The following is a 16,790-nucleotide window of genomic DNA, read 5'->3' as shown; positions in this document are numbered from 1 at the left end:
GCAAATGACCAGCCTGACGCTCCCCGACATCGCCATCCAGACCAGCCAACGAACATCGCCTTTGGACTGGGTAGGCATGCAGGGCATCGCACTGCCGCTGCAGTTCGAAGGACAAACCCTGAACGCCCGGGCCGATGCCGGGGTCAACCTCGATGACGGCGTGTCACGAGGGATACACATGTCTCGGCTTTACCTGGCCCTGGAATCCCTCGAGCAGTCGGAACTCAACCCCCTGGCCGTGCGGCGGTTGTTGGCTCGCTTTCTCGCCAGCCATGAAGGGCTTGCCTCTGCCGCCTATCTGCGGCTGGCATTCGACCACATGCTGAAACGACCTTCCCTGGTGAGCCCATTGGCGGGTTGGAAAAGCTATCCGGTAACCGTGGATGCCAGGATCGAAAATGCGATGTTCCACGTGGAACTATCCGTTGTGATTCCTTATTCATCCACATGCCCTTGCTCGGCTGCACTGGCCAGGCAATTGATACAGCAGCAGTTCTTGGCGGATTTCGCCAACCGCGAAACGGATCGGCAAGCGATCCTGGAGTGGCTGGGCAGCAGCCAGGGAATCGTCGCCACACCTCACAGTCAGCGCAGCCAGGCATATGTCAGGGTGCGTTTGCAGAGCAATCTGGAGGAGCTTCCGGTCACCCAACTGATCGACAGGGCGGAAGCTGCGTTGGGCACCGCCGTGCAGACGGCGGTAAAACGCGCCGATGAGCAGGCTTTTGCCCTGGCCAATGGGCAGAACCTGATGTTTTGCGAGGATGCGGCACGACGCCTGCACTTGGCATTACGACAGCTCGCTTGGGTCAGCGGATTCGAATTGCGCGTGGAACATGCGGAGAGCTTGCATGCCCATGATGCTGTCGCGATTAGCCGCTGGCAGTGGTGAGGATCGAGTTCAGTTGCCATTGGGGGCTGCCTTGCAGCCCCCAATGTCGCTTGAGCCGGCTCCCAAAAGGCTGTAGATCACCCGTCGCTACGCGGCTTCACCGAGCCGCAGTCATCGCTCAGCCAAACGGCCCGGGTATTCATGCTGCCCTGCTGCTGAACACCCGAGGCATTGAACGTACCGCTGACCTGGGTGAGAAACTCGCGGTCGCTGAGAAAAGTAGCCTGGCCGCTCCCCTGCGCCTTGGGGCAACTGAACTCGAATTTCCAGACATTGCCCGTGCGCTCGGTAATCCGCTGGGTACACCCGGACTGCGGATCCTGCAGCGGGATGTCGTCGGTCTTGACCTGCTCCGGGGTCAGGCAGGAACGTACACCTTTCCCCGCCAAGGTGACGCCCTGCTTGGCCAGGACGCCTTCCATCATCGCTCGCTGCTCCGGCGGCAAGTTCTTCAACTGCCCGAGCATGAACTCCATGTCGGGCAGGGGTTTGCCATCGACCTGCATGTTGCTGGTGGTCAACTCCCACAGGCCGGGTTGCAGCATCTGCGCATGGACCAGCGGACTGCTCAGGCCAAATGCCAGCGCCAACAATGACAGACGAATCTTCATGGATGAATGCTCCTCGAAATACCGGCAACTGGCCGATTGAGCCTTAGACGTCATTTCCGCTTCCGGGTTGCAAGCCAGGCCGGGAACGTGCTCTGTTATCTGCAGTGCTCTCCGCAAGCAGGATGCGTATGGATTATCACAGCCCCTACTTCTTCGGTTACTTGCTCGGCCTGATCCACCTACTCGGTATCATCGCCGCGCTCCATGCGGTGTTCACCGTGCGTACCGCCCAGGGTGCAATCGCCTGGGCGATGTCGCTGTTCTTCATTCCCTACTTCACCCTCATCCCCTACCTGATTTTCGGTGCCCGCTCCTTCTATGCCTATATCCAGGCCAGGCGCCAGGCCAACCAGGAAATGCACGTGGCCATGGCCAACCTCAATTGGCGACCCTGGGTAGAGGAAGCGCTGGCGGCTCGCGAGTCGGAAAGCTATGCAGCCCTGCGCGCCCTACCGAAACTGGGGCGCATGCCCTGCCTGGCGAACAACCAAGTGAAGCTGCTGATCGACGGCCAGGCTACTTTCGACGCCATCTTCGCCGCCATCGGCGAAGCACGCCATGCGGTGCTGGTGCAGTTCTTCATCATCCATGACGATGCCATCGGCACGGAACTGCAGCAGCTACTGCTGCGCAAAGCTGCCGAAGGGGTGCAGGTCTTCGTGCTCTATGACCGGGTCGGCAGCCACGCCTTACCGTCCAGCTACTGCCAGGTGCTGCGCGACGGTGGCGTGCAGGTCCATGCCTTCGCGACCCGACGCGGCTGGTTCAATCGCTTCCAGGTCAACTTCCGCAATCACCGCAAGATCGTCGTGGTCGATGGCGTGCTGGGGTTCCTCGGCGGGCACAACGTGGGGGACGAATACCTGGGCGGCCATCCGCGCCTGTCGCCTTGGCGCGATACCCATGTGCAGGTCAGCGGTCCGGTTCTGGCCTGCCTGCAGGAGTCGTTCGCCGAAGACTGGTACTGGGCCACACGCGAGCTGCCGCCCCTGATCCTGCCAGACACCTACCCCGACAACGGCGTACTTTGCCAGGTGCTCGCCAGCGGCCCGGCCGACTCCCAGGAAACCTGTGCGCTGTTCTTCTTGGAGGCCATCCACTCGGCGACCCGACGGATCTGGATCACCAGCCCGTACTTCATTCCCGACGAAGCGATATTCGCCGCTCTGCGCCTCGCCGTGCTACGCGGCGTCGACGTGCGCATCCTCATCCCGTCACGCCCAGACCATCACATCGTCTATGCCGCCTCGAGCCTGTTCGCCTTCGAAGCGGTACGTGCCGGGGTGCGCATGTTCCGCTACCAACCCGGATTCCTGCATCAGAAGGTAGTGCTGGTGGACGACGAGGTCAGTGCGATCGGCAGCGCCAACCTGGACAACCGCTCGTTCCGGTTGAATTTCGAGATTACCTTGCTGACGGTGGACCGGGACTTCGCCGACCAGGTAGAAGCGATGCTGCTCAAGGATTTTGCCGACGCCACGGAAATCAGCAGCGAAGACAGCCGCGGCACGCATCGCCTGCAACAGCTCGGGATGCGTATCGCGCGGCTGATCTCGCCGATCCTGTGAAGCGGATCAGCGGTAGAGGTCCTCACGGGTCCAGGGCAGGTCGTGGTGCCCATCCGCGTAGGGCTTAACTGCCAGGATCTGGTGCAGGTTGATCCATCCCTTGGAGAACGCATAGGCACAACCGGCCAGGTACAGGCGCCAGATACGCAAGGTCTTTTCCGGCACCAGGGCCGCGGCCTTGTGCAACTGGTTCTCCAGGTTCTCGCTCCAGTGGTTGAGGGTCTTGGCGTAGTGCAGGCGCAAGCTCTCCACATCCACCACCTCGAGCCCGGCCTCGCAGATCCGCGCGCTGATCATCGACAGGTGCGGCAGCTCGCCATGGGGGAAGACATAGCGGTCGATGAAGTCGCCCGCGCCCCGCCCTACCGGCCGGCCATCCACATGCTTGGCGGTGATGCCATGGTTCATCACCAGGCCACCTTCGCGTACGGCGCCGAACAGCTTCTGGCAGTACAGCTCCAGGTTGGCGTGGCCGACGTGTTCGAACATGCCGACACTGACCACCTTGTCGAAACGGCCGTCCTGGGGCAGGTCGCGGTAGTCGAGGATCTGCAGGTCGACCTGGTTGGCCAGCCCCTCCTCCTTGACCCGCTGGCGTCCCAGCTTGAGCTGCTCCTTGCTCAGGGTGATGCCGAACACCTTGGCACCGTACTCACGGGCGGCGAAGCGCGCCAGCCCGCCCCAGCCACAGCCGACATCGAGCAGGTAATCACCGGCCTGCAGGCGCAACTTGCGGCACAGGTGGTCGAACTTGTTCTGCTGGGCCTCGTCGAGGGTATTGTCCGGCTCGCGGAAATAGGCACAGGAATAGGCCATGTCCTGGTCGAGCCAGAGCTGGTAGAAGGCATTGGACACGTCATAGTGATAGGAGATGGCCTCGGCGTCCGTGTCCTTGTCGTGGGCGGTGCGGACCGGTGGAGCCTGGTCTTCGTCGCTGAGCAAAGCTTCGCTGAGCTCGTCGCAGACCCGGATGGCTTCGCCGATATCGCCTTCCAGCTCCAGCTTGCCTTCGACGAAGGCGGTGCCCAGTTCGTCCATGCTCGGATGGGTCAGCTGGCTGATCAGCTGAGGTTCCTTGACCAGGATGGTGACCTGCGGGCTAGGCCCCAGGTCGAACTGGTTGCCGTCCCACAGCTTCAGGCGCAAAGGCAAGTGCAGGCTCTGCAACGCAGGTGGAAGTTGCGCAAGCATGAATGACCCTCCCTTTCATTTTCCGAGCGTCGCCATCAATTTTGGGACGCCACCGGAACAGGGTAGTTCATTCATACGAAGTTTCCGTTAATCGAGACCATAGTCTAGAACTATCTGGCCTAACCAAGTCACAGATTGTATACAATTTTTGGCACCCGGACTAATCTTGTGCTCCTTCGCTTCCTCACTCCTGGAGTAATCCCATGAAATCCTATGATGTGGTGATCATCGGCGGCGGCCCGGGCGGCTACAACGCCGCCATCCGTGCCGGCCAACTGGGCCTGAGCGTCGCATGCGTCGAAGGCCGGTCGACCCTCGGTGGCACCTGCCTGAACGTCGGGTGCATGCCCTCCAAGGCCCTGCTGCACGCCTCGGAGCTCTACGAAGCGGCCAGTGGCGGCGAGCTCGCCCACCTGGGCATCGAGGTCACGCCGACGCTGAACCTGGCCCAGATGATGAAGCAGAAAGACGAGAGCGTGAGCGGCCTGACCAAGGGTATCGAATACCTGTTCCGCAAGAACAAGGTCGACTGGGTCAAGGGCTGGGGCCGCCTCGACGGCGTCGGCAAGGTCATCGTCAAGGCCGAGGATGGCAGCGAAACCACCCTGCAAGCCAAGGACATCGTCATCGCCACCGGCTCCGAACCCACTCCGCTGCCGGGCGTGACCATCGACAACCAGCGCATCATCGACTCCACCGGTGCCCTGGCCCTGCCGCAGGTTCCCAAGCACTTGGTGGTCATCGGTGCCGGCGTGATCGGCCTGGAGCTGGGTTCGGTGTGGCGTCGCCTGGGCAGCGAGGTGACGGTCATCGAGTACCTCGATCGCATCTGCCCCGGCACCGACGAAGAAACCGCCAAGACCCTGCAAAAGGCCTTGGCCAAGCAAGGCATGGCCTTCAAGCTCGGCAGCAAGGTAACCCAGGCCACGGCCTCGGCCGATGGCGTCAGCCTGACCCTGGAGCCGGCCGCCGGCGGTACCGCCGAAACCCTGCAAGCCGACTATGTGCTGGTCGCCATCGGCCGCCGGCCCTATACCCAGGGCTTGAACCTGGAAAGCGCCGGCCTTGCGACCGACAAACGCGGCATGCTGGCCAACGACCACCACCGCACCTCGGTGCCCGGCATCTGGGTGATCGGCGACGTCACCTCAGGCCCGATGCTGGCGCACAAGGCCGAGGACGAGGCAGTGTCGTGCATCGAGCGCATCGCCGGCAAGGCGCACGAGGTCAACTACAACCTGATTCCCGGCGTCATCTATACCCGCCCGGAGCTGGCCAGCGTGGGCAAGACCGAAGAACAGCTCAAGGCCGAAGGCCGTGCCTACAAGGTCGGCAAGTTCCCCTTCACCGCCAACAGCCGGGCCAAGATCAACCACGAGACCGAAGGCTTCGCCAAGGTCATCGCCGACGCCAACACCGACGAAGTGCTGGGCGTACACTTGGTCGGCCCGAGCGTGAGCGAGATGATCGGCGAGTTCTGCGTGGCCATGGAGTTCTCGGCCTCGGCCGAAGACATCGCCCTCACCTGCCACCCGCACCCGACCCGTTCCGAGGCGCTGCGCCAGGCCGCGATGAATGTGGACGGCATGGCGATGCAGATCTGAAATCGACTAGGAGGCGGGCTCACACCCGCCGTCCTTCACACTACCGCACAGCCAAGGTCGCCACCGTGCAATTGCTGGTCGCCGCTGTGCGGTTTTTCGTTTCAGGCTGTCCGTAACGTGAACAGCAGCCACCGCCGCGCGGGGCCCCATGACATAACAACGATAAGGAGAGGTCATGAAGCTATCGATCACAGCGGCCACCTGCGCCGCACTGTTGAGCGTCGCCAGCGGAGCCTGGGCCGCCGAGCCGGCCGCCTGCCAGAATGTGCGCATGGGGTCGGTGAACTGGACCGATGTAGTGGCCAGCAGCGCAGTGGCCGAAGCCCTGCTCGACAGCCTGGGCTACAAGGTAAAGCAGACCAGCGCCTCGCAGCAGATCATCCTCGCTGGCATGGCCGAGAAACGCCTCGACCTCTTCCTCGGCTACTGGCAGCCCACCATGCAGTCGGTGGCCAAGCCCTATCTGGACAAGCAGCAGATCGACGTCATCAGCCCCGCCACCCTGAGTGACGCACAGTCTACCTATGCCGTGCCCGCCTATGTCTATGACGCGGGCCTGAAGACCTTCGCCGATATCGCCAAATTCCGCGACAAGCTGAACAACCGGATCTACTTGATCGAGCCGGGCAGCGGCATGAACCGCATCACTGCGCAGATGATCGCCGACGATAAGTTCGGCCTGAAAGGCTTCCAGGGCGTCGAGTCCAGCGAGGCCGGCATGCTCACGGCGGTGAAGCGCGCTGTCAATCAACAGAAGTGGGTGGTGTTCGCCGGCTGGAAACCACACCCGATGAACCTTCAGATCGACATGAAATACCTCTCCGGCAGCGACGATGCATTCGGCCCGAACGAAGGCTCCGCCACGGTCTCGATCATGACCGCCGCAGGCTACCAACAGCAGTGCGGCAACGTTGCCAAACTGCTGCACAACCTGCGCTTCACCAGCGAGGGCGTCAGCCAGGTGATGGAGCCCATCCTGGACCGCACCGCGCCGCTGGACGCCGCCCGAGCCTGGCTCAAGGCCCATCCCGAACAGGTTTCGGCCTGGCTCGCTGGGGTGACCACCTTCGACGGCAAGCCAGCCGATGCGGCGCTGGTCGCCGGTCAGTAATGGCCTGCTACCCGCTATCGACCGGTATGGCGGCCTTCGTCGAGCGCACGCTCGCCTTCGGTGTGGCCGATTCCTCGATCACCGCACAACGTGCCGCCTATTCGCGCATGGCTGCAGCCTTCACCCCGCCTCGCCCGGCAGGTTTGCAGACACGCGACCTGAAGCGGGCCGGGCTGGCACCGTTGCGACTGTTTCACCCGGCACGCCCGGCACCGCCCAGCGGCTGGCCTGCGGCGCTGTTTCTCCACGGCGGAGGCTGGACGCTCGGCGATCTCGACTCGCACATGTTCTTCTGCGCCGAACTGGCCGTACGGCTGGGGCTGCTGGTAGTAGCGGTGGACTACCGACTCGCGCCGGAGCATCCCTTCCCCGCCGCCTTGGACGACAGCCTCGCGGCCTGGCGCGCCCTGCGTGACGGCCTACTTGACGAACCCATCGACCGCACACGGATGGTGGTCGTCGGCGACAGCGCCGGCGGCAACCTTGCCGCCGCCCTGTGCCTGGCGCTGCGTGATGCCGATGAAGAGCAGCCACGCATCCAGGCACTGATCTACCCGGCCCTGGGTGATGAGGACACAGCTTCGCGTCGCGAGTGTGCAGATGCCCCGCTGCTGTCTATCGAGGATATGCGGGCTTGCCTGGACGCCTACCTGCCCGAGCCCATCCAGAGCCACCTGGCCTTGCCACTGCGCGCCCGCCACTTCATCGGGCTGGCGCCAGCCATGATCAGCGTCGCCGAGTTCGACCCTCTACGCGACGACGGCTTGCACTATGCCGAACGGCTACGCCGCGATGGCGTGGCGGTAGACTATTTCCCAGGCCCAGGGCTGGTCCATGGCTGCCTGCGGGCGAGGGATCTACCGGAGGTGGATCGACTGTACGAGGCACTGTTCGATTCGCTGGCAGGCAGACTGGCGTGAGCGGTTAGGGCCTGAGTACCGATACAGGTCGCTCAAGAATGACGGCGAAAGATCGTTGGAACTAAGAGACGAGCGCTACAGGAGGGAGGCCAGGTGGGCTCACCTCCTGCTGCGACAGTTTTTATGGCTCAGCGGCAGTTTTAACTCTCTAAAACCACCACCACGCCTTCCCTACCCCGTTACTCCACCGTCACCGACTTGGCCAGGTTACGCGGCTGGTCAACGTCAGTGCCCTTGAGCACCGCCACATAGTACGACAACAGCTGCAGCGGAATGGTATAGAGGATCGGTGCCAGGGCATCGACGATGTGTGGCACCTTGATCACATGGGTACCTTCGCCGTTGCTCATGCCCGACTGCTCGTCGGCGAACACCACCAGCTCACCACCCCGGGCGCGCACTTCCTGCAGGTTGGACTTGAGCTTTTCCAGCAGTTCGTTGTTCGGCGCCACGGTGACCACCGGCATGTCGCTGTCCACCAGCGCCAGCGGGCCATGCTTGAGCTCACCGGCCGGGTAGGCCTCGGCGTGGATGTAGGAGATCTCCTTGAGCTTGAGCGCGCCCTCCATCGCCACCGGGTACTGCGCACCACGGCCGAGGAACAGAGTGTGGTGCTTGTCGGCGAACAGCTCGGCGGTCTTCTCGACGATACCGTCCATCGCCAGTGCCTCGCCCAGGCGTGCCGGTAGGCGACGCAGCTCTTCCACCAACTCGGCCTCGACGCCGGCGGCCAGGCTGCCACGCACCTGGCCCAGGGCCAGGGTCAGCAGCATCAGCGACACCAGCTGGGTGGTGAAGGCCTTGGTCGAGGCCACGCCGATCTCGGGGCCTGCCAGGGTCAGCAGGGTCAGGTCGGACTCGCGCACCAGCGAGCTGATGCCGACGTTGCAGATCGCCAGACTGCCGAGAAACCCCAGCTCCTTGGCATTACGCAGGGCAGCCAGGGTGTCGGCGGTCTCGCCCGACTGGGAGATGGAGACGAACAGGGTGTCCGGTTGCACCACCACCTTGCGGTAACGGAACTCGCTGGCCACTTCCACCTGGCACGGGATGCCGGCCAAGCCTTCCAGCCAGTAACGGGCGACCATGCCAGCGTGGTAGCTGGTGCCGCAGGCGACGATCTGTACATTGCGGACCTTGGCGAACAGTTCGGCAGCCTGCGGGCCGAAGGCCTGGACCATGACATGGTCCTTGCCCAGGCGGCCTTCCAGGGTGCGCTGGACCACGGTCGGCTGCTCATGGATCTCCTTGAGCATGAAGTGGCGATAGGCGCCCTTGTCCGCCGCCTCGGCGCCTTCGTGGTACTGCACGATTTCGCGCTGGACCTTGTGGCCAGCCTGGTCCCAGACGCTCACCTGGTCACGACGGATCTCGGCGATGTCGCCTTCTTCCAGGTACATGAAACGGTCGGTGACCTGGCGCAGGGCCAACTGGTCGGACGCGAGGAAGTTCTCGCCGTGACCCAGGCCGATCACCAGCGGGCTGCCACTGCGCGCGGCGACCAGGCGGTCCGGCTGCTGCGTGCTGATCAGCGCCAGGCCATAGGCGCCGTGCAGGCGCTTGACCGCGGCCTTGAGTGCATCGGCCAGGTCCGCGACGCTCTTGAGGGTGTGGTGGATCAGGTGGACGATGACCTCGGTATCGGTTTCCGAGGCGAAGACGTAGCCCTGGCCCTTGAGCTCCTCGCGCAGGGCCTCGTGGTTCTCGATGATGCCGTTGTGCACCACCGCCACCTCGTGGCCGGAGAAGTGCGGGTGGGCATTGTTCTCGCTCGGCGCGCCATGGGTGGCCCAGCGGGTATGGGCGATGCCCAGCTGGCCGGCCAGGGGCTCGGCGGCCAGGGCGGCCTCCAGTTCGCTGACCTTGCCGATGCGGCGACGCCGCTCCAGTTGGCCCTGCGGGGTGAGAACGGCCAGGCCGGCGCTGTCGTACCCACGGTATTCCAGACGCTTGAGGCCCTCGATGAGGATGGCTGTGACATTGCGCTCGGCTACGGCACCGACGATTCCACACATGGTTATTGCTCCTGGCTGATCGCGGCGCAGATCAGGTTGATGCCGCGGGCTTGAATCTGTTCGCGTGCCTCCATCGGCAGGCGTTCGTCTGTAATCAGGGTGTTGACGCTGCTCCAGGGCAGCTCGAGGTTGGGGATCTTGCGCCCGACCTTGTCCGACTCGACCATGACGATCACTTCCCGGGCAACTTCCGCCATCACCCGGCTGAGGCCGAGCAATTCGTTGAAGGTGGTGGTGCCGCGGTTGAGGTCGATGCCATCGGCACCGATGAACAACTGGTCGAAATCGTATGAGCGTAGTACCTGCTCGGCGACCTGGCCTTGGAAAGATTCGGAATGTGGGTCCCAGGTACCGCCGGTCATCAACAGCACCGGCTCGTGCTCCAGCTCGCTGATGGCACGGGCCACGTTCAGGGAGTTGGTCATCACCACCAGGCCAGGTTGCCGGCCCAGTTCCGGGATCATCGCGGCGGTGGTGCTGCCGCTGTCGATGATGATGCGTGCATGCTCGCGGATACGCCCCACCGCCGCCTTGGCGATCGCTTGCTTGTAGCGCGATACCGGCTGCACGGTTTCGACGAGCATTTCCTGCGGAACGGTGACCGCGCCACCGTAGCGGCGCAGCAACAGGCCGTTGGCTTCGAGGGCGGCGAGGTCCTTGCGGATGGTCACTTCCGAGGTTTCGAAACGCTTGGCCAGGGCATCCACACTCACCTCGCCCTGCTCGTTGAGCAAGGCCAGGATGTTGTGACGGCGTTGAGGCGTGTTTCGTTTCGACATGACAGATTAAGTTTCGATTCGAAAGATAATGATCGCAATCAAAACCTAAGAAAGCAGCTTCGTCAAGGCGAATGCATCAGAATGTAGGTTGTGGATAATTTTTCGACCGCGTCGGCTTCTTCGCGGGCAAGCCCGCTCCCACAAGACGCTGCACACCGCATCATTTGCGATGGGCTCGGAGCCTGTAGGAGCGGGCTTGCCCGCGAAGCAGTCGACAAGGCCAACAAAAGCCGACTTATTCACATAAGTCGGCTTTGCATTGAGGCGCCTGTGGATAACTGTCAGTTCTTCTTGATCTTCTCCGGCCGCTTCCAGCCTTCGATATTACGCTGTCGTGCACGGGCCACAGCCAGCTGCCCGGCCTCGACAGCCTGGGTGATGGTGGAACCCGCGGCAGTCGTGGCGCCATCCTTGATTTCCACAGGTGCCACCAGCGAGTTGTTCGAACCGATGAACACATTCTCGCCCATGACCGTCTTGAACTTGTTGGCACCGTCGTAGTTGCAGGTGATGGTGCCGGCACCGATGTTGGTGCGCGCACCGACCTCGGCATCGCCCAGGTAGGTCAGGTGGCCGGCCTTGGCGCCCTCGCCCAGGTGTGCGTTCTTCAGCTCGACGAAGTTACCCACGTGGGCCTTGGCTTCCAGCACGCTGCCCGGACGCAGGCGGGCGAACGGGCCGGCATCGCTGCCCTCGCCCAGCACGGCACCTTCGATGTGGCTGTTGGCCTTGACCACCACGCCCTTGCGCAGGGTGCTGTCCTTGATCACGCAGTTAGGGCCGATCTGCACATCGTCCTCGATCACCACCTTGCCTTCGAGGATCACGTTGATGTCGATCAGCACGTCGCGGCCGACCGTCACCTCACCGCGTACATCGAAACGTGCCGGATCGCGCAGGGTCACGCCCTGAGCCATCAGGCGTCGGCCTTCGCGCAACTGGTAATGGCGCTCGAGCTCGGAAAGCTGGCGGCGATCGTTGGCCCCCTGCACTTCCATCGGGTCATGGGGCTGCTCGGTGGCGACAACCAGCCCGTCGCCTACGGCCATGGCGATCACGTCGGTCAGGTAATACTCACCCTGGGCGTTGTCGTTGGACAACCGCCCCAGCCAGTCGGCCAGGCGTGCGGCAGGCACGGCGAGGATGCCGGTATTGCCTTCCTTGATCGCCTTCTGCGCTTCGCTGGCATCCTTGTGCTCGACGATCGCTGCCACCTGGCCCTGGCCGTCGCGCACGATGCGGCCATAGCCGGTCGGGTCGTCGAGGTTGACGGTGAGCAACCCCAGTTGCGTGTCGCTGACCTTGGCCAGCAGGCGCTGCAGGGTATCGACCTCGATCAGCGGCACATCGCCGTAGAGCACCAGCACCGTCTCGGCACTCAGCGCCGGCAGGGCCTGCGCCACGGCGTGGCCAGTACCGAGCTGCTTGTCCTGCATGACGAAGTTCAGGTCGTCGGCGGCCAGGCGCTCTCGCACCTGCTCGGCACCGTGGCCGATGACCACATGGATGCCCTTGGGCTGCAGCTGGCGTGCGCTGTGGATAACATGGCCAAGCATGGAATTGCCAGCGACGGGGTGCAGTACCTTGGGCAACGCCGAACGCATGCGAGTCCCTTGGCCTGCGGCGAGAATAACGATATCGAGAGACATTGACTGGCTACCAATCCTGGGCGGTCAGTGACATGACCGGCTTTGTGGGGTGACGAAAAAAGAAAAAGGGTAGCCGATGGCTACCCTTTTTCTCAATCTGCCTGAAGCCTGCGGTATCAGCCGCCGAACTTCTTGCGGATCTGCTGGACGGTGCGCAGCTGGGCTGCGGCCTCGGCCAGGCGTGCGGCGGCGGCACTGTAGTCGAAATCCGCGCCTTTTTCATGCAGGGCCTTCTCAGCAGCCTTGACGGCTTCCTGAGCGGAGGCTTCGTCCAGGTCGGCGGCACGTTGCACGGTATCGGCGAGTACCTTGACCATGTTCGGCTGCACTTCGAGGAAACCACCGGAGATGTAGAACACCTCGCGATCGCCACCCTGCTTGGTCAGCGTGATCGGACCTGGCTTCAGATTGGTGATCAGCGGCGCGTGGCCTGGAGCGATACCCAGATCGCCCAGGTTGCCGTGCGCAACCACCATCTCGACCAGACCGGAGAAGATCTCTCCTTCCGCGCTGACGATATCGCAATGGACTGTCATAGCCATCTGCTTGCCTCAACCTGATTAGCGCCCCTTGCGGGGCGCCGGGATTACAGTTTCTTGGCTTTCTCGATCGCTTCGTCGATGCTGCCGACCATGTAGAACGCTTGTTCTGGCAGGTGGTCGTAGTCACCTTTGAGGATGCCGCTGAAGCCAGCGATGGTGTCTTTCAGGGAAACGTACTTGCCTGGCGAGCCGGTGAAGACCTCGGCCACGAAGAACGGCTGCGACAGGAAGCGCTGGATCTTACGAGCACGGGCTACCAGTTGCTTGTCGCTCTCGGACAGTTCGTCCATACCCAGGATCGCGATGATGTCCTTCAGCTCCTTGTAGCGCTGCAGAACATACTGAACGCCACGAGCGGTCTCGTAGTGCTCGTTGCCGATCACGTTCGGGTCCAGCTGACGGGAAGTCGAGTCCAGTGGGTCGACCGCCGGGTAGATACCCAGGGAGGCGATGTCACGGGACAGTACGACGGTGGCGTCAAGGTGGGCGAAGGTGGTCGCCGGCGACGGGTCGGTCAGGTCGTCCGCAGGTACGTATACGGCCTGGATCGAGGTGATCGAGCCTTCCTTGGTGGAGGTGATGCGCTCCTGCAGAACGCCCATCTCTTCGGCCAGGGTCGGCTGGTAACCTACTGCCGAAGGCATACGGCCCAGCAGTGCGGATACTTCGGTACCGGCCAGGGTGTAACGGTAGATGTTGTCGACGAACAGCAGAACGTCGTTACCTTCGTCACGGAACTTCTCGGCCATGGTCAGGCCGGTCAGGGCAACGCGCAGACGGTTTCCTGGTGGCTCGTTCATCTGGCCGTAGACCAGGGCAACCTTGTCCAGAACGTTGGAGTCCTTCATCTCGTGGTAGAAGTCGTTACCCTCACGAGTACGCTCACCCACACCGGCGAACACGGAATAACCGCTGTGCTCGATGGCGATGTTACGGATCAGTTCCATCATGTTGACGGTCTTGCCGACGCCGGCACCACCGAACAGGCCAACCTTACCGCCCTTGGCGAACGGGCAGACCAGGTCGATTACCTTGATGCCGGTTTCCAGCAGGTCGTTGCCGCCTGCCTGGTCAGCGAAGGAAGGCGCGGCGCGGTGGATACCCCAGCGCTCTTCTTCACCGATCGGGCCGGCTTCGTCGATCGGGTTGCCCAGGACGTCCATGATACGGCCCAGGGTCGCCTTGCCGACCGGTACGGAGATGGCGGCGCCGGTGTCGACGACATCCAGACCGCGCTTCAGACCTTCGGTCGAGCCCATCGCAATGGTACGAACCACGCCGTCGCCCAGCTGCTGCTGGACTTCCAGGGTGGTTTCCGCGCCTTGTACTTTCAGCGCGTTGTAGACACTCGGCACGACGTCGCGTGGGAATTCCACGTCGATGACGGCGCCGATGATTTGAACGATACGTCCGCTACTCATAGCTGGATCCTCTGAATATTTGAACCGTTAAACCGCGGCAGCGCCGCCGACGATTTCCGAGATCTCCTGGGTGATCGCAGCCTGACGCGCCTTGTTGTAGATCAGCTGGAGGTCGCTGATCAGGTTACCGGCGTTGTCTGTGGCGTTCTTCATGGCGATCATCCGGGCAGCCTGCTCGGCTGCGTTGTTCTCGACCACCGCCTGGTAGACCTGCGACTCCACGTAACGCACCATCAGGCCGTCCAGCAGCTCCTTGGCGTCGGGTTCGTAGAGGTAGTCCCAGTGGTGCTTGAGCTCCTGATCCGGGGTTGCCACCAACGGTACCAACTGCTCGACCGTCGGTTGTTGCGTCATGGTATTGATGAACTTGTTCGACACCACGGAGAGGCGATCGATGCGGCCGTCCAGGTAGGCGTCCAGCATGACCTTGACGGAGCCGATCAGATCGTTGATCGATGGCTCTTCGCCCAGGTGGCTGATCGCGGCTACGACGTTGCCGCCGAAGTTGCGGAAGAATGCCGCACCCTTGCTACCGATCACGCACAGGTCGATTTCGACGCCCTGCTCGCGGTTGGCGGTCATGTCCTTGACCAGGGCCTTGAACAGGTTGGTGTTCAAGCCACCGCACAGACCACGGTCACTGCTCACCACGATATAGCCGACGCGCTTGATGTCGCGCTCGACCATGAACGGGTGGCGGTATTCCGGGTTGGCGTTGGCCAGATGACCGATCACCTGGCGGATACGCTCCGCATAGGGACGGCTAGCAGCCATGCGCAGTTGTGCCTTGCGCATCTTGCTGACCGCCACTTTCTCCATGGCGCTGGTAATTTTTTGCGTGCTTTTGATGCTCGCAATCTTACTGCGAATCTCTTTTGCGCCTGCCATGTATCACCTATCAGGTTAGCAAGCGGGGGCCAGAAGCCCCCGCTGCGGCTTACCAGGTCTGGGTGGCCTTGAACTTCTCGATACCAGCCTTGATGCCAGCGTCGATTTCGTCGTTGAAGTCACCCTTCACGTTGATCTTGGCCATCAGGTCGGCGTGATCACGGTTGAAGTAGGCGATCAGCGCTTGCTCGAAGCTGCCGATCTTGGCGATTTCGACGTCGGTCAGGAAGCCACGCTCAGCGGCGTACAGCGACAGCGCCATGTCCGCGATGGACATCGGAGCGTACTGCTTCTGCTTCATCAGCTCGGTAACGCGCTGACCATGCTCCAGCTGCTTGCGGGTCGCTTCGTCCAGGTCCGATGCGAACTGGGCGAATGCAGCCAGTTCACGATACTGGGCCAGGGCGGTACGGATACCACCGGACAGCTTCTTGATGATCTTGGTCTGAGCGGCACCACCTACACGGGATACCGAAACACCGGCGTTCACTGCAGGACGGATGCCCGAGTTGAACATGGCCGATTCCAGGAAGATCTGACCGTCGGTGATGGAGATCACGTTGGTCGGAACGAACGCGGAAACGTCGCCAGCCTGGGTTTCGATGATCGGCAGGGCGGTCAGGGAACCGGTCTTGCCAGTGACTGCGCCGTTGGTGAACTTCTCGACGTACTCTTCGGAAACGCGCGAAGCACGCTCCAGCAGACGGGAGTGGAGATAGAACACGTCGCCCGGGTACGCTTCGCGTCCTGGCGGACGGCGCAGCAGCAGGGAGATCTGACGGTAGGCAACGGCCTGCTTGGACAGGTCATCGTATACGATCAGCGCGTCTTCGCCGCGGTCACGGAAGTATTCGCCCATGGTGCAGCCGGCGTACGGGGCCAGGAACTGCAGCGCGGCGGATTCCGAAGCACTGGCGGCAACCACGATGGTGTTGGCCAGGGCGCCGTTTTCTTCCAGCTTGCGCACGACGTTGGCGATGGTCGACTGCTTCTGGCCAACGGCCACGTAGACGCAGAAGATGCCGCTGTCTTTCTGGTTGATGATCGCGTCGACCGCCATGGCGGTCTTGCCGATCTGACGGTCACCGATGATCAGCTCACGCTGGCCACGGCCAACCGGGATCATGGCGTCGACCGATTTGTAGCCAGTCTGGACAGGCTGGTCTACCGATTTACGCCAGATAACGCCCGGTGCGACCTTCTCGACCGCATCGGTCTCGGTGTTGTTCAGCGGACCTTTGCCATCGATCGGATTGCCCAGCGCGTCGACGACGCGACCCAGCAGTTCCTTGCCGACCGGCACTTCCAGGATGCGACCGGTGCACTTGGCGCTCATGCCTTCGGCCAGGGTGGTGTACGCACCCAGGACAACGGCACCGACGGAGTCCTGCTCCAGGTTCAGTGCCATGCCATAGACGCCGCCCGGGAACTCGATCATTTCGCCGTACATGGCGTCGGCCAGGCCGTGGATCCGCACGATACCGTCGGAAACGCTGACAACGGTACCTTCGTTGCGGGCTTGGGAGCCGACATCGAGCTTCTCGATGCGACCCTTGATGATTTCACTAATTTCGGAAGGATTGAGTTGCTGCATTGCTC

14 protein-coding genes are annotated in these 16,790 nt (G+C 62.6%); 5 read left to right on the top strand and 9 right to left on the bottom strand.

Annotation, left to right across the window (positions count from 1 at the left end):
- Positions 1-4 precede the first annotated feature (4 nt).
- A complete protein-coding gene (gene folE2, locus ABFA30_RS04640) occupies positions 5-892 on the top strand; it encodes a GTP cyclohydrolase FolE2 (protein ID WP_410045184.1) in 888 nt (295 codons plus the stop codon).
- A 77-nt stretch (positions 893-969) separates the two neighbouring features.
- Here the strand turns inward: folE2 and ABFA30_RS04635 are convergent, their stop codons facing one another.
- Positions 970-1,503 (bottom strand): DUF3617 domain-containing protein, encoded by a 534-nt coding sequence (locus ABFA30_RS04635; RefSeq protein ID WP_253080398.1) that lies wholly within the window; start codon positions 1,501-1,503, stop codon positions 970-972.
- A gap of 128 nt (positions 1,504-1,631) precedes the next feature.
- Between ABFA30_RS04635 and cls the strand changes: the two genes are divergently transcribed.
- A complete protein-coding gene (cls, locus tag ABFA30_RS04630) occupies positions 1,632-3,071 on the top strand; it encodes a cardiolipin synthase (protein WP_225786825.1) in 1,440 nt (479 codons plus the stop codon).
- A 6-nt stretch (positions 3,072-3,077) separates the two neighbouring features.
- On the opposite strand, the gene cfaB is transcribed toward cls, so the two are convergent.
- Positions 3,078-4,262 (bottom strand): C17 cyclopropane fatty acid synthase CfaB, encoded by a 1,185-nt coding sequence (gene cfaB / locus ABFA30_RS04625; RefSeq protein ID WP_225786826.1) that lies wholly within the window; start codon positions 4,260-4,262, stop codon positions 3,078-3,080.
- A gap of 203 nt (positions 4,263-4,465) precedes the next feature.
- On the opposite strand from cfaB, the gene lpdA reads away from it, so the two are divergent.
- The 3 genes from lpdA to ABFA30_RS04610 all read left to right on the top strand — a co-directional run bounded on the left by lpdA (position 4,466) and on the right by ABFA30_RS04610 (position 7,897).
- A complete protein-coding gene (lpdA, locus tag ABFA30_RS04620; RefSeq protein WP_410045183.1) occupies positions 4,466-5,866 on the top strand; it encodes a dihydrolipoyl dehydrogenase in 1,401 nt (466 codons plus the stop codon).
- Between the two features lie 175 nt (positions 5,867-6,041).
- Positions 6,042-6,977, top strand: a complete 936-nt coding sequence (gene choX / locus ABFA30_RS04615; RefSeq protein WP_253167633.1) for a choline ABC transporter substrate-binding protein — start codon at positions 6,042-6,044, stop codon at positions 6,975-6,977.
- Positions 6,977-7,897: an alpha/beta hydrolase gene (locus ABFA30_RS04610; RefSeq protein WP_253102653.1), complete on the top strand. Its 921-nt coding sequence runs from the start codon at positions 6,977-6,979 to the stop codon at positions 7,895-7,897. The genes choX and ABFA30_RS04610 overlap by 1 nt, the downstream gene beginning before the upstream one ends.
- A gap of 179 nt (positions 7,898-8,076) precedes the next feature.
- On the opposite strand, the gene glmS is transcribed toward ABFA30_RS04610, so the two are convergent.
- From glmS to atpA, 7 genes are all read right to left on the bottom strand, one after another.
- Entirely contained in the window at positions 8,077-9,912 is a 1,836-nt protein-coding gene (gene glmS / locus ABFA30_RS04605; RefSeq protein ID WP_225786830.1) for a glutamine--fructose-6-phosphate transaminase (isomerizing), read from the bottom strand.
- Positions 9,913-9,914: 2 nt separating this feature from the next.
- On the bottom strand, positions 9,915-10,691 hold the full coding sequence (locus tag ABFA30_RS04600) for a DeoR/GlpR family DNA-binding transcription regulator (protein WP_225786831.1): 777 nt from the start codon (positions 10,689-10,691) through the stop codon (positions 9,915-9,917).
- 281 nt (positions 10,692-10,972) lie between these two features.
- Positions 10,973-12,340 (bottom strand): bifunctional UDP-N-acetylglucosamine diphosphorylase/glucosamine-1-phosphate N-acetyltransferase GlmU, encoded by a 1,368-nt coding sequence (gene glmU, locus ABFA30_RS04595; RefSeq protein ID WP_410045182.1) that lies wholly within the window; start codon positions 12,338-12,340, stop codon positions 10,973-10,975.
- 116 nt (positions 12,341-12,456) lie between these two features.
- On the bottom strand, positions 12,457-12,882 hold the full coding sequence (locus ABFA30_RS04590) for a F0F1 ATP synthase subunit epsilon (protein WP_225786833.1): 426 nt from the start codon (positions 12,880-12,882) through the stop codon (positions 12,457-12,459).
- 44 nt (positions 12,883-12,926) lie between these two features.
- On the bottom strand, positions 12,927-14,303 hold the full coding sequence (gene atpD / locus ABFA30_RS04585; protein ID WP_225786834.1) for a F0F1 ATP synthase subunit beta: 1,377 nt from the start codon (positions 14,301-14,303) through the stop codon (positions 12,927-12,929).
- 27 nt (positions 14,304-14,330) lie between these two features.
- Positions 14,331-15,191 (bottom strand): F0F1 ATP synthase subunit gamma, encoded by an 861-nt coding sequence (gene atpG, locus ABFA30_RS04580; RefSeq protein WP_225786835.1) that lies wholly within the window; start codon positions 15,189-15,191, stop codon positions 14,331-14,333.
- Between the two features lie 49 nt (positions 15,192-15,240).
- Positions 15,241-16,785: a F0F1 ATP synthase subunit alpha gene (gene atpA, locus ABFA30_RS04575; protein ID WP_253080400.1), complete on the bottom strand. Its 1,545-nt coding sequence runs from the start codon at positions 16,783-16,785 to the stop codon at positions 15,241-15,243.
- Between the last annotated feature and the right edge of the window lie 5 nt (positions 16,786-16,790).

It is taken from the genome of Pseudomonas sp. HLMP (genome assembly GCF_046365545.1).
Lineage (GTDB): Bacteria > Pseudomonadota > Gammaproteobacteria > Pseudomonadales > Pseudomonadaceae > Aquipseudomonas > Aquipseudomonas guariconensis_B.
Note: the sequence above shows the minus strand (reverse complement) of the source record. Positions and strands in the feature narration are given on the sequence as shown.

Excerpts from the sequence above, each read along its gene's own strand:
- folE2 (WP_410045184.1), top strand. The coding sequence starts at position 5 with ATGACCAGCCTGACGCTCCCCGACATCGCCATCCAGACCAGCCAACGA.
- ABFA30_RS04635 (WP_253080398.1), bottom strand. The coding sequence starts at position 1,503 with ATGAAGATTCGTCTGTCATTGTTGGCGCTGGCATTTGGCCTGAGCAGT.
- cls (WP_225786825.1), top strand. The coding sequence starts at position 1,632 with ATGGATTATCACAGCCCCTACTTCTTCGGTTACTTGCTCGGCCTGATC.
- cfaB (WP_225786826.1), bottom strand. The coding sequence starts at position 4,262 with ATGCTTGCGCAACTTCCACCTGCGTTGCAGAGCCTGCACTTGCCTTTG.
- lpdA (WP_410045183.1), top strand. The coding sequence starts at position 4,466 with ATGAAATCCTATGATGTGGTGATCATCGGCGGCGGCCCGGGCGGCTAC.
- choX (WP_253167633.1), top strand. The coding sequence starts at position 6,042 with ATGAAGCTATCGATCACAGCGGCCACCTGCGCCGCACTGTTGAGCGTC.
- ABFA30_RS04610 (WP_253102653.1), top strand. The coding sequence starts at position 6,977 with ATGGCCTGCTACCCGCTATCGACCGGTATGGCGGCCTTCGTCGAGCGC.
- glmS (WP_225786830.1), bottom strand. The coding sequence starts at position 9,912 with ATGTGTGGAATCGTCGGTGCCGTAGCCGAGCGCAATGTCACAGCCATC.
- ABFA30_RS04600 (WP_225786831.1), bottom strand. The coding sequence starts at position 10,691 with ATGTCGAAACGAAACACGCCTCAACGCCGTCACAACATCCTGGCCTTG.
- glmU (WP_410045182.1), bottom strand. The coding sequence starts at position 12,340 with ATGTCTCTCGATATCGTTATTCTCGCCGCAGGCCAAGGGACTCGCATG.
- ABFA30_RS04590 (WP_225786833.1), bottom strand. The coding sequence starts at position 12,882 with ATGGCTATGACAGTCCATTGCGATATCGTCAGCGCGGAAGGAGAGATC.
- atpD (WP_225786834.1), bottom strand. The coding sequence starts at position 14,303 with ATGAGTAGCGGACGTATCGTTCAAATCATCGGCGCCGTCATCGACGTG.
- atpG (WP_225786835.1), bottom strand. The coding sequence starts at position 15,191 with ATGGCAGGCGCAAAAGAGATTCGCAGTAAGATTGCGAGCATCAAAAGC.
- atpA (WP_253080400.1), bottom strand. The coding sequence starts at position 16,785 with ATGCAGCAACTCAATCCTTCCGAAATTAGTGAAATCATCAAGGGTCGC.